This window comes from Vibrio sp. SCSIO 43153, from assembly GCF_023716625.1.
Classification (GTDB): domain Bacteria; phylum Pseudomonadota; class Gammaproteobacteria; order Enterobacterales; family Vibrionaceae; genus Vibrio; species Vibrio rotiferianus.
On the sequence record NZ_CP071855.1, the window covers coordinates 2680040 to 2692834 of the forward strand.

At 45.6% G+C, this 12795-nt stretch carries 11 protein-coding genes and 2 tRNA genes; all 13 read right to left on the reverse strand.

The features are described 5' to 3' along the window. Positions 1-208 precede the first annotated feature (208 nt). The gene (gene rpsO, locus J4N37_RS12780) at positions 209-478 is read right to left on the reverse strand and encodes a 30S ribosomal protein S15 (RefSeq protein ID WP_010450057.1); all 270 of its coding nucleotides are present in this window, start codon (positions 476-478) and stop codon (positions 209-211) included. Positions 479-628: 150 nt separating this feature from the next. Further along, on the reverse strand, positions 629-1573 hold the full coding sequence (gene truB, locus J4N37_RS12785) for a tRNA pseudouridine(55) synthase TruB (RefSeq protein WP_010450060.1): 945 nt from the start codon (positions 1571-1573) through the stop codon (positions 629-631). Next, a complete protein-coding gene (gene rbfA / locus J4N37_RS12790; RefSeq protein WP_005449148.1) occupies positions 1573-1980 on the reverse strand; it encodes a 30S ribosome-binding factor RbfA in 408 nt (135 codons plus the stop codon). Before rbfA ends, truB begins: the two co-directional genes overlap by 1 nt. A gap of 109 nt (positions 1981-2089) precedes the next feature. Further along, positions 2090-4774, reverse strand: coding sequence for a translation initiation factor IF-2 (infB, locus tag J4N37_RS12795; protein WP_045393940.1), 2685 nt, complete (start codon positions 4772-4774; stop codon positions 2090-2092). A gap of 21 nt (positions 4775-4795) precedes the next feature. Further along, complete coding sequence (gene nusA, locus J4N37_RS12800) at positions 4796-6283, reverse strand: transcription termination factor NusA (RefSeq protein WP_045393938.1); 1488 nt, start codon at positions 6281-6283, stop codon at positions 4796-4798. Positions 6284-6319: 36 nt separating this feature from the next. Then, positions 6320-6775, reverse strand: a complete 456-nt coding sequence (gene rimP / locus J4N37_RS12805) for a ribosome maturation factor RimP (protein ID WP_005530330.1) — start codon at positions 6773-6775, stop codon at positions 6320-6322. A gap of 228 nt (positions 6776-7003) precedes the next feature. After that, a tRNA-Met gene (locus J4N37_RS12810) sits at positions 7004-7080 on the reverse strand. 56 nt (positions 7081-7136) lie between these two features. Continuing rightward, positions 7137-7220, reverse strand: a tRNA-Leu gene (locus tag J4N37_RS12815). Between the two features lie 17 nt (positions 7221-7237). Beyond that, positions 7238-7579, reverse strand: coding sequence for a preprotein translocase subunit SecG (gene secG, locus J4N37_RS12820; protein WP_010450072.1), 342 nt, complete (start codon positions 7577-7579; stop codon positions 7238-7240). A gap of 223 nt (positions 7580-7802) precedes the next feature. Further along, positions 7803-9143 carry a phosphoglucosamine mutase gene (gene glmM, locus J4N37_RS12825; RefSeq protein WP_010450075.1) on the reverse strand — a complete coding sequence of 447 codons (1341 nt, stop codon included), beginning with the start codon at positions 9141-9143 and terminating at the stop codon, positions 7803-7805. A 19-nt stretch (positions 9144-9162) separates the two neighbouring features. Further along, complete coding sequence (gene folP / locus J4N37_RS12830; protein WP_038883898.1) at positions 9163-9993, reverse strand: dihydropteroate synthase; 831 nt, start codon at positions 9991-9993, stop codon at positions 9163-9165. A 69-nt stretch (positions 9994-10062) separates the two neighbouring features. After that, complete coding sequence (ftsH, locus tag J4N37_RS12835) at positions 10063-12042, reverse strand: ATP-dependent zinc metalloprotease FtsH (RefSeq protein WP_162531057.1); 1980 nt, start codon at positions 12040-12042, stop codon at positions 10063-10065. Positions 12043-12150: 108 nt separating this feature from the next. Continuing rightward, positions 12151-12780: a 23S rRNA (uridine(2552)-2'-O)-methyltransferase RlmE gene (gene rlmE, locus J4N37_RS12840; RefSeq protein WP_171357067.1), complete on the reverse strand. Its 630-nt coding sequence runs from the start codon at positions 12778-12780 to the stop codon at positions 12151-12153. Between the last annotated feature and the right edge of the window lie 15 nt (positions 12781-12795).

Below are 12795 nucleotides of genomic sequence, written 5' to 3' on the forward strand. Positions count from 1 at the left end.
TTTTAATAGTCGCGACCTTTTGGTCGACGTTGTGACTGTAATGCAATGAGCTACTTTGGATATAAAACTCCGATCGTGGAATTTTACCGTGCGTAGTATAACGACTTAAATAGGATTTGGCTAAGCTATAGCAATTAAATTAAGTAACGGGCAACAAAAAAGGGGCTAAAAGCCCCTTTTTCGACAAACTGTTCTATGCAGCCGCTGATTAGCGACGTAGGCCTAGACGCTTGATTAGATCTTGGTAACGAGAAAGGTTTTTACCTTTCAGGTAGTCAAGAAGCTTACGACGGCGAGAAACCATACGTAGAAGACCACGACGGCTGTGGTGATCGCCTTTGTGCGCTTTGAAGTGACCTTGTAGGTGGTTGATAGAAGCTGTAAGTAGAGCTACTTGAACTTCTGGTGAACCAGTGTCGCCTTCGCCTTGTGCGTATTCTGCAACGATTGCTGCTTTAGTTTCTGCATTCAGAGACATAATTCTCTCCTAATAAGAGTAGGTTTAAAGTTGTAGCAGCCAATCTCTGATTCAGCCGCTACGCGAAGCGCGAATTATAGGGAAGTTTCCTTATACGCGCAATATAAAAATACCGGCGATTTCGCCGGTATTTTCAATTCACAGACAAGCTTATGCTTCGTCGCGGAACACCACCAAACGTTTTGGTGCTACTTTTCCATCGTCGTTCACTTCTGCAACACCAATAAAGAGCTTGTCTTCACCGGAGGTCATGCGAATTGGTGTACCTTCCGGAGCACCAAACACTTGGACTGGCATGCCGTGCTGTACTAAGTTAGTCAGCTCAGCGTTGAGATTTACCTCTGGCAAGTCTTCTACTGCGGTATCCATTGGTAGCAACAGTGGATCAAGCAACTCTTTAGGTGCTACTTCGTCACGATGCGCTTGCTCTAGCAGCTCATTAAGTTGCTCTAGCGTCACCATTTTTTCGTACGGGTATTTAGCAACACCAGTACGACGAAGCATAGTCACGTGTGCGCCACAACCAAGCATTTCACCTAGGTCATCAACGATAGTACGGATGTAAGTGCCTTTGGAGCAATGCACTTCCATCTCTACTTCATCACCTTCAAAGCGGTGAAGGACGATCTCATATACCGTGATCTTACGAGATTCACGCGGTACTTCAATGCCTTTACGAGCGTACTCGTAGAGCGGCTTACCTTGGTATTTCAATGCTGAGAACATTGAAGGTACTTGGTCTGATTCACCACGGAACGTATCAATGCACGCTTCTAGCTTCTCTAGATTCACGTCAATAGGACGCGTCTCTACCACTTCGCCATCAGAGTCAGACGTATCAGTACGCTCACCAAGCTTTGCGATTACGCGGTAGCGCTTGTCTGAATCCAACAAGAACTGAGAGAACTTGGTTGCTTCGCCTAAGCAGATTGGCAACATGCCCGTCGCTAGTGGGTCCAATGCACCGGTATGACCCGCTTTCTCAGCAAAGTAGATACGTTTTACTTTTTGCAGTGCATCATTGGAAGAAATACCTGTTGGTTTGTCCAACAAGATAACGCCATTAATTGGACGACCTTTACGACGACGAGCCATTACTCTTCCCCTGCCTGATCTTCTTCGCGACCTGAATCTTGCTGTTTACGCTTGTCTTCGCTAACCACTTCAGAAACTAGGTTAGACATACGCATACCTTCTACTAGCGTGTTGTCGTAGTAGAAACGGATTTCAGGAGTCAAACGTAGACGAATACGCTTACCAAGCATCATACGGATGTGCACTTCGTGCTCACGTAGCGCTGCTAAGCATGATTCTGGCGTTTGCTCACCCACGCATAGGAAAGTAACGAACACTTTTGCGTAAGCAAGATCGCGTGATACTTCTACATCAGAAATCGTAACCATGCCTAGGCGAGAGTCACGAACTTCACGTTGAAGGATCATCGCAAGTTCTTTTTGCAGCTGCTGTGATACGCGCTGCGTGCGGCTAAATTCTTTTGACATATTCATTCTCTTAAATAGAAAGAATGGGGGGATGGTCAAGCCAGCCCCCCATGGTGTATTCAACAACCAATTACTATTTGTCTTTCAGACGGTTAGTAATTTTAGTCAATTAGTCTAGAGTACGTTTGATTTCAACGATTTCGAATACTTCGATCTGGTCGCCTACGCGAACGTCGTTGTAGTTCTTAACGCCGATACCACACTCGTAACCATTCTTAACTTCTTGAACGTCATCTTTAAAGCGACGTAGTGACTCTAGTTCACCTTCGTAGATAACAACGTTATCGCGTAGTACGCGGATTGGGTTGCTACGCTTAATCAGACCTTCAGTAACCATACAACCAGCGATTGCGCCCAGTTTCGGTGACTTAAATACGTCACGTACTTCAGCAAGACCAATGATTTCTTGCTTGAATTCTGGAGCAAGCATACCGCCCATTGCTTGTTTAACTTCGTCAATCAATTGGTAAATGATTGAGTAGTAACGTAGATCAACGCTTGCAGCTTCAATCGCACGACGAGCAGATGCATCAGCACGTACGTTAAAGCCAAGGATGATTGCGTTAGAAGCTTCTGCAAGAACTGCATCAGTTTCTGTAATACCACCAACACCAGAACCAACGATGTTTACTTTCACTTCGTCAGTAGACAGTTTCAGTAGTGAGTCAGCAATCGCTTCCACAGAACCTTGTACGTCTGCTTTAAGAACTACGTTTAGCTCAGCAACTTCACCAGCCGTCATGTTAGAGAACATGTTCTCTAATTTAGATTTCTGCTGACGAGCAAGTTTCACTTCACGGAACTTACCAGCACGGTAGTTCGCTACTTCACGTGCTTTACGCTCGTCACGTACTACTGTTGCTTCATCACCTGAAGAAGGTACGCCTGAAAGACCTAGGATCTCTACAGGGATAGATGGACCAGCTACTGTGATTTCTTTACCTAGTTCGTCACGCATCGCACGAACGCGGCCGTATTCTTGACCACAAAGAACGATGTCGCCTTTGTTTAGCGTACCAGATTGAACTAGTACTGTTGCTACTGGACCACGACCTTTATCTAGGCGAGATTCAACAACAACACCAGACGCCATACCTTCTGCTACAGCTGTAAGTTCTAGAACTTCAGACTGAAGAAGGATTGCTTCTAGAAGACCGTCGATGTTTGTACCCTGTTTAGCAGAGATGTGAACGAACATGTTCTCACCGCCCCATTCCTCAGGGATTACGTCGTATTGAGCTAGCTCATTCTTAACGTTGTCTGGGTTCGCGTCTTCTTTATCGATCTTGTTCACAGCAACGATTAGTGGAACGCCTGCCGCTTTCGCGTGCTGGATCGCTTCAACTGTTTGTGGCATTACGCCATCGTCTGCAGCTACTACTAGAACTACGATATCTGTCGCTTGAGCACCGCGAGCACGCATTGCAGTAAACGCTGCGTGTCCAGGAGTATCAAGGAACGTGATCATACCGTTGTCAGTTTCAACGTGGTAAGCACCGATGTGCTGTGTAATACCACCCGCTTCACCTGAAGCAACGTGTGTACGACGAATGTAGTCAAGTGTTGACGTTTTACCGTGGTCAACGTGACCCATGATAGTTACAACTGGAGCACGTGGTACTGCTTCTGCGTTTGTATCGCGGTCAGATAGTACTGCTTCTTCCAGTTCGTTCTCTTTACGAAGAACTACCTTGTGACCCATTTCTTCAGCAACAAGTTGTGCTGTTTCTTGGTCGATCACTTGGTTGATAGTCGCCATAGCGCCCATCTTCATCATTACTTTGATAACTTCTGTCGCTTTAACCGACATCTTGTTAGCAAGTTCAGAAAGAACGATTGTCTCACCAATCACTACGTCTTGTTTCGCTACAGTCGCAGACTTATCGAAACCGTGTTGCATTGAAGTCGGCTTAGCAAGTTTGCCTTTGTTACGGCCTTTGCCACCACGTTGGTTACGACCACCGCGAGATTGCTCTTCTTTCGCTGGTTTCTTCTTCTTACGACGAGCACCACCTTCTTCTTTACGGTCAGCTGCATCTTCAGCTTCACGAGCGTAACGAGAAGTGGTTACATGGTAATCAGAGTTCTCAAGTTCTTTCTTCTTAGACTCTTCTTCAGACCAACGAGCTTCGTTCTCTTCTGCAAGTTTACGAGCTTCTTCAACAAGCTTAGCTGCTTCTTGCTCAGCTTTACGTTGGGCTTCTTCTTCCTGACGACGCTTTAGCTCGTCAGCTTCTTTCTTCGCTTGCGTATTAACATCCGCATTTTTTGCATTCATTTCTTTCTTAGCCTTTTCAGCTTGTGCGCGTTTTGCCTTTTCTTCAGCTTCACGTTTTGCATCCGCTTCACGTTTTGCTTTTTCTTCGGCTTCGCGCTGTGCTTTCTCTGCAGCTTCACGTTTGGCTTGTTCTTCTGCCTCACGCTTCGCAAGCTCTTCAGCTTCACGTTTTGCTGCTTCCTCAGCCTCACGTTTTGCGTCGTCTTCGATAGTGCTGCGCTTCACATATGTGCGCTTCTTACGCACTTCTACTTGAACATCCTTACTTTTGCCGCCACCTGCTGCAACACTTAATGTGCTACGAGTCTTACGTTGAAGCGTCAGTCTAGTAGGTTCAGATTCGCCCGACGTATCGCCGTGCTCTTTCTTCAGGTGAGAGAGAAGCTTCTGCTTCTCCTCATCCGAGACATGGTCAGAACTCGCTTTGTTCATGCCTGCGTCAGCAAGTTGTTCCATTAAGCGGTCGACTGGAGTACCAATCTCTTCACTCAGTGCTTTAACTGTTAATTGTGTCATGCCGCTTCCTCCTTGCTGATATTATGCTTCTTCGCCGAACCAACAGATGTTACGCGCAGCCATAATAAGCTCACCTGCACGCTCTTCTGTCAGGCCATCAATACCTTCTAAATCATCGATACCTTGGTCAGCCAAGTCTTCTAGTGTTGCCACGCCTTTCGCTGCCAATTTAAACGCCATTTCGCGCTCTAGGCCTTCAAGACCTAGTAGGTCTTCAGCAGGCTCTAGACCTTCAAATGACTCTTCTTGCGCTAGAGCGATTGTCGTTAGTGCGTCTTTAGCACGGCTACGAAGTTCTTCTACAAGTTCTTCGTTCAGACCATCAACTTCTAGTAGTTCGTTAACTGGAACGTACGCAACTTCTTCTAGCGTTGAGAAACCTTCTTCAACAAGCAGTTGAGCGAAGTCTTCTTCAATGTCTAGGTACTTCATGAAGTTTTCGATAGATGCTTGAGACTCTTCAGCATGCTTCTTCTGAAGATCCGCCACTGTCATTACATTTAGTTCCCAACCAGTCAGTTGAGATGCTAGACGTACGTTTTGACCGTTACGACCGATAGCTTGTGCTAGGTTGTCTGCCTCAACAGCGATGTCCATTGAGTGTGCATCTTCATCAACAATGATAGAAGCAACATCAGCTGGTGCCATTGCGTTGATTACGAATTGAGCTGGGTTATCGTCCCAAAGAACGATATCAATACGCTCACCACCAAGCTCACCAGATACTGCTTGTACACGTGCACCACGCATACCAACACACGCACCTACAGGGTCGATACGTTTGTCGTTTGTTTTAACAGCAATCTTAGCGCGAGAACCTGGATCACGTGCAGCACCTTTCAGTTCGATGATTTCCTCAGCGATTTCTGGCACTTCTACACGGAACAGTTCAGCCAACATTTCTGGCTTAGAACGTGTAATGAAAAGTTGGAAACCACGAGCTTCTGGAGCAACTTTGTAAAGAAGACCACGAACACGGTCACCTGGACGGAAGTTTTCACGAGGAAGTTGGTCATCACGAAGAATAACCGCCTCTGCGTTATTACCTAGGTCAAGAACGATCGTCTCACGGTTTACTTTCTTAACAGCACCAGTGATAAGATCACCTTCGTTGTCAATGAACTGTTCTACGATCTGTGCGCGCTCTGCTTCACGTACTTTTTGTACAATAACTTGCTTCGCTGTTTGCGTTGTAATTCGGTCGAATGTAACAGAAGGGATATCGTCTTCTACGAAATCACCTAGTTGAAGATCTGCATCTTCATATTGTGCAGCTTCTAGTGAGATTTCTTTTGTTGGGTTTTCAACTTCATCAACAACCAACCAACGGCGGAATGTTTCAAACTCACCCGTTTTACGGTCAATGGCAACACGCACATCGATTTCGATTTCGTATTTTTTCTTTGTAGAAGTTGCTAGAGCAATCTCAAGAGCTTCAAAGATACGCTCACGAGGTACCGCTTTTTCATTCGATACCGCTTCTGCTACCGCTAAAATTTCTTTACTCATTGTATTTAGCCTCTAAGCTTCAAATTTTTTAGGGAACTAAAATTTAGGGATCAGGTTAGCTTTTGAAATGTTACTTAGAGCAAACTCTTCTTGTTGCCCCTCACAAGTAACTGCAATTGTCTCACCATCTACGCTGTGGATAATGCCTTTCCACTTACGACGGTTTGCAACAGCCATTTTCAATACGATGCTGACCTCGTGACCAATAAATTGCTCGTAATGTGCTGCTTTGAAAAGTGGTCTTTCTAAGCCTGGAGAAGAAACTTCTAGGCTGTAAGCAACAGAAATTGGATCTTCAACGTCTAATACCGCACTTACCTGATGGCTAACTTCTGCACAGGCATCTACGTTAATACCATTTTCATGGTCGATGTAGATACGTAACGTTGAGTGCGCACCCGCACGAATAAATTCTAATCCAACTAACTCGTAGCCTGTTGCCTCTACTGGAGCTTCAAGCATTTCAGTAAGTTGTCTTTCTAAACCAGTCATTTTAACCACTCCAGAAACAAAAAAAGGGCTCAGAGCCCAATCAAAAAACCAAGCAGTATCTGAGTAATTATAAAAACTCAGATAACAAAAAACCCCGAAAAGTCGGGGTTTTATGCTGCTGGACCCTGATACGTTAAGAATAGCAAAAAGTGCTTTTCTTAACTCACAGTGTGGTTAGCACTGTGCAAACTTGCCAATCGAGTCATTCTTTCCAACGAAAGAAGAGATTGGTTGCGGGGGCCGGATTTGAACCGACGACCTTCGGGTTATGAGCCCGACGAGCTACCAAGCTGCTCCACCCCGCGTCCGACTTGCTGAGCATTATACCGCCAAACAAGTGATTTACAAGTTTGTAAATTTATGGTGCCGAGAGAGGGACTCGAACCCTCACACCAAAGGCACTAGCACCTCATGCTAGCGTGTCTACCAATTTCACCATCTCGGCTACACAAACCTTACAGCTTATTGAGGAATTTCATCACCAGTTGGTGCTGGAACTTCACTCGCTGCATCATTAACTTGCTCTACAACTTGTTGTTGACCTAGTGTTGGATCAACCCATTGAGATTCTGTCTTATGTGTAGACATACGACCAAGTAGCAAGCTAACGATAAAGAATACTGTTGCTAAAATAGCAGTTGTTCGGGTTAGGAAATTACCTGAGCCGCTTGCACCAAACACTGTGTTTGAAGCACCAGCACCGAACGAGGCTCCCATATCTGCGCCTTTACCTTGTTGAATCAACACAAGGCCAATCACACCAAGCGCTGCCAACAGGTAAATCACAAGTAGAACTGAAAACATTTTTTCCACCTATGTTCCAAATTGTTGAGCCAGCGCCGTTCATAAGTTCAAACAATGAGCATTACGAACAAGGCTAGCGACCTCCTGACTGGAGGCCGAGCAATACTAGCGAAAGCCAGCAACGCTGACAAGGGGAAATTGCCAAAAAAACAATGGCAAAAGCCCAAGCGGTCAAAAAAAGGGCAAAACTTACTCTTAATTCACCATATTAACCTAAGAAAACTTAACAGTTATCTTTGATTGCTTGAGCAATCTTTAACGCAGAACTCTGAACTAAGTCAGCATCTTCACCTTCAACCATCACCCTTAGTAAAGGCTCTGTGCCTGACTTACGCAGAAGAACACGGCCTTTTTCACCTAGTTCAGATTCTACTTCAGCCACCGCATCAAGCACGGCACTAGCCTCGAGGGGATTGCTATCACCTTCAAAACGTACATTTTCTAGCACTTGAGGGTACAAGGTCATACCTTGAGACAAATCATGTAGTGACATCTCACTGCCAACAATAGAAGCAAGCACCTGTAGTGCAGCTACGATAGCATCTCCGGTCGTAACCTTGTCCAGCAAAATCACGTGACCTGAGTTTTCTGCACCGATCTTCCACCCTTTTTCTAGCAAGCGCTCCATAACATAACGGTCACCGACTGCTGCACGCACGAATGGAATACCTAATTGCTTCAGACCATTTTCCATGCCTAGGTTGGTCATTAGTGTACCAACCACACCGCCTTTTAGTTCGCCTCGGCGTAACGCATCACGTGCGATGATATAAGCAATCTGGTCACCGTCAACCTTGTTACCTAAATGGTCAACCATGATGATTCGGTCGCCATCACCATCGAACGCAAGGCCAAGATGAGCTTGCTCTTCTACAACACGTTTTTGTAATGCACGGACGTCTGTCGCACCGACTTCATCATTGATGTTAGTACCATTTGGTTCCACACCCATTGCAACAACATCTGCACCTAGCTCTTTGAATACGTTAGGAGCAATGTGGTAAGTTGCGCCGTGTGCACAGTCAACTACGATCTTCACATTGGCAAGACTAAGCTCTGATGGGAAAGTGCTCTTACAAAATTCAATATAACGACCTGCTGCATCATTTAGGCGAGTTGCTTTACCAAGCTCGGCAGATTCCACACATTCAATGTCTTTGTCTAGCTCTGCTTCGATAGCCAATTCAATATCATCCGGAAGCTTAGTACCTTCAGATGAGAAAAACTTGATGCCGTTATCGTAGTATGGGTTGTGTGACGCTGAAATAACGATACCCGCTTCCGCTCGGAAGGTTTGCGTCAGATAAGCGACTGCCGGTGTTGGCATTGGACCGGTAAAGGTCGCTTTCAGACCGGCCGCAGCAAGGCCCGCTTCTAACGCAGACTCAAGCATGTAGCCAGAAATACGCGTATCTTTACCAATAATAACTTTTTTAGTGCCTTGTTTCGCTAATACACGACCAGCCGCCCAGCCAAGCTTGAGTACAAAGTCAGGTGTAATTGGGTATTGACCCACTTTTCCACGCACACCATCGGTACCAAAGTAACGTCTTTTATCAGACATATAACGTTCCTTAATTCTTTTAGATATTGTTTTTCGTCATCTCAACAACTTTCATTGCTTCAATGGTTTCTTCGAAGTCATGAACTCGGATAATCTGAGCACCTTTCATCGCCGCAATGGTCGCACAAACCACGCTAGCGTTGGTGCATTCAGCTGCGGGTTTATCCAACAGCTTAAAGATCATCGATTTACGTGAAATGCCAGCCAAAATTGGCAGACCAAATTCGTGAAACTTCTCGAGATGAGCAAGCATATGATAATTGTGTTCAATTGTTTTGCCAAAGCCAAAACCTGGGTCGAGAATAAGTTGAGACTTATCAATACCGACCGCTTCGCAAGCTGCAATACGCTCTTGGAGAAATGCCGCGACATCTTCCATCAGATCATCGTATTGAGGATTGGCCTGCATCGTACGTGGTTGGCCTTTCATGTGCATCAAGCAAATTGGCAAGTTTGCTTTCGCTGCCACTTCTAACGCCCCTGGCTCTTGAAGTGCGCGCACGTCGTTAATTAAGTCTGCCCCCGCCTCAATGGCTTGATGCATTACCTCGGCTTTACTTGTGTCAATAGAAATCCAAACATCATGTTTTTCACGGATCGCTTTGATCACGGGGACAACACGCTGTAATTCTTCTTCTAGTGAAACATCCGGGGCTCCAGGGCGAGTCGACTCTCCACCGATATCGATGATGCTGACACCAGCAGCAATCATTCTCTCAGCTTGAGCAAGTGCAAGTTCAAGTGAGTTGAACTTACCACCATCAGAGAATGAGTCAGGAGTGACATTGAGAATCGCCATAACATGCGGACGAGAAAGGTCGAGAGATTTGTTGTTTGCTTTAATAATCATAGCTTTAATAATCACAACATATACAAAAACCCCGAGCTTAACTCGGGGTTTATTATCAAAGGCTACTCTTTATTCAGAGTCTTTCTTTTCTGGCGCTTCGCTTGAAGTCGCTTCTTGAGATGCCGGTTGCTCTACTGGTTTTGTAGACTCTTCCGACTTCTCTTCAGCTTTTGCTTCAGGTTTAGCCTGAGGCTTATCGTTGTCTTCTGGTTTGCTTGCAGGCTTATCACCCCAACCAGCAGGTTCACGAATTTCAGTCTTACGCTCCATCAAGTCTTCAATCTGGCCAGCATCAATGGTCTCATACTTCATTAGCGCATCTTTCATCGCATGCATGATGTCCATGTTGTCTTCCAAGATTTTCTTCGCACGGTCATAGTTACGGTCGATGATCTTACGAACTTCATCATCAATAAGTTTTGCCGTGTCATCAGACATGTGTTTAGTCTGAGTCACACTACGACCTAGGAACACTTCACCTTCTTCTTCCGCGTACAGTAGCGGACCAAGTTTCTCAGAGAAGCCCCACTGCGTAACCATCTTACGAGCGATGTCTGTTGCACGTTCGATATCGTTCGATGCACCTGTCGATACTTTGTCAGCGCCGTAGATCAGCTCTTCCGCTAGACGGCCACCGTACAAGCTAGAAACCATTGATTCTAGGTGTTGGCGAGACATACTCACACGGTCTTGCTCAGGTAGGTACATAGTCACACCCAACGCACGACCACGTGGAATGATAGATACTTTGTACACTGGATCGTGTTCAGGAACCAAGCGACCAACAATCGCGTGACCCGCTTCGTGGTATGCAGTTGATTCTTTCACCTCTTCAGACATCACCATTGAACGGCGCTCTGCACCCATCATGATTTTGTCTTTCGCCAGTTCAAACTCAACCATAGAAACGTTGCGCTTGTTGCCGCGTGCAGCAAATAGAGCCGCTTCGTTAACTAAGTTTGCTAGGTCTGCACCAGAGAAACCCGGAGTACCACGTGCAATTAGAGATGGCTCTACGTCACCCGCTAGAGGCACTTTACGCATGTGTACTTTAAGAATTTGCTCACGACCACGTACGTCTGGAAGACCAACAACGACTTGGCGGTCAAAACGGCCAGGACGCAATAGCGCAGGGTCAAGTACGTCAGGACGGTTAGTCGCAGCGATAACAATGATACCTTCGTTACCTTCAAAACCATCCATCTCTACAAGCATTTGGTTTAGTGTTTGTTCACGTTCATCGTGACCACCACCAACACCTGCACCACGTTGACGACCAACCGCATCGATCTCATCGATAAAGATGATACAAGGTGCCGCTTTCTTCGCTTGTTCAAACATGTCACGTACACGAGATGCACCAACACCTACGAACATTTCTACGAAGTCAGAACCAGAGATAGTAAAGAATGGTACTTTTGCTTCACCAGCAATGGCTTTCGCTAGTAGCGTTTTACCAGTACCAGGAGGACCAACCATTAATACACCTGTTGGAATCTTACCGCCCAGTTTTTGGAAGCGGCTTGGATCACGCAGGTAGTCCACCAATTCTTTTACGTCTTCTTTTGCTTCGTCACAGCCTGCAACGTCCGCAAAAGTTGTCTTGATCTGCTCTTCGCTCATCATACGAGCTTTGCTCTTACCGAAAGACATAGCGCCTTTACCGCCGCCACCTTGCATTTGACGCATGAAGAAAATCCATACACCAATCAGTAAGATCATTGGGAACCAAGAAATGAAAATAGTGCCTAGCAGGCTTTGCTCTTCAGGAGGCGTACCTTGCACTTTCACGTTTTGATTAATTAGGTCATCTAGAAGCTTTTGGTCATACACAGGCATGTAAGTAACCATTTTGGCACCGCCGCCGCGACGAACAAAGCTAATCTCACCGTCTTTAAAAGTTGCTTCTTGAATCTGGCCTTGGCCAACTTCCTGTACAAACGTGGTGTAATCCACGGTTCTGCCATTGCTCTCTCCAGGGCCAAAGCTCTGGAATACCGACATCAATACGACAGCGATAACAAGCCACAGAATTAAATTTTTTGCCATGTCACTCAAGGTGTCAGCCTCTCGATAACTAATTGTAATTAAAGGTAGGGTACTACAGTTCATTTCCTGTAGCTATAGTGTTAACCATGCTCTAAACGAGCGAAATAGTTAACCTTTGTAACCAGTGGCTACAACGAAGACTTCTCGGGAGCGAGCTCGCGATGAGTCTGGTTTTCTGATTTTTACGACTTTAAACATGTCTCGGACTTCTTTCACAAATTGATCGAAGCCTTCACCCTGGAAAACCTTTACGACAAAGCTACCATTAGGTGCTAGAACTTGTCGACACATATCTAAAGCCAATTCAACTAAATACATAGCTCTCGGCTGATCTACAGAGTTGTTACCAGCAATATTAGGCGCCATATCAGACATTACTACGTCAACCATCGAAGGTTGGATTCGTTCTAATAAAGCATCTAAGACCGCCTCATCTCTAAAGTCTCCCTGCAGGAAGCTTACACCAGCGATTGGATCCATAGGTAGCAAGTCACACGCGATGATTTGACCTTCTTCACCTATTATCTTAGCAGCATATTGAGACCATCCGCCTGGAGCCGCGCCTAAATCGACAACAGTCATCCCAGATTTCAACAATTTATCTTTTGTTTGGATCTCGTCTATCTTGAAGTAAGCACGTGAACGGTAGCCTTTCTTACGAGCTTCATTTGCATACTTATCATCAAAGTGTTCTTTCAACCAACGACCAGAACTAGCCGAATGTTTTTGTTTACTCATTTTAATCCCAACAAG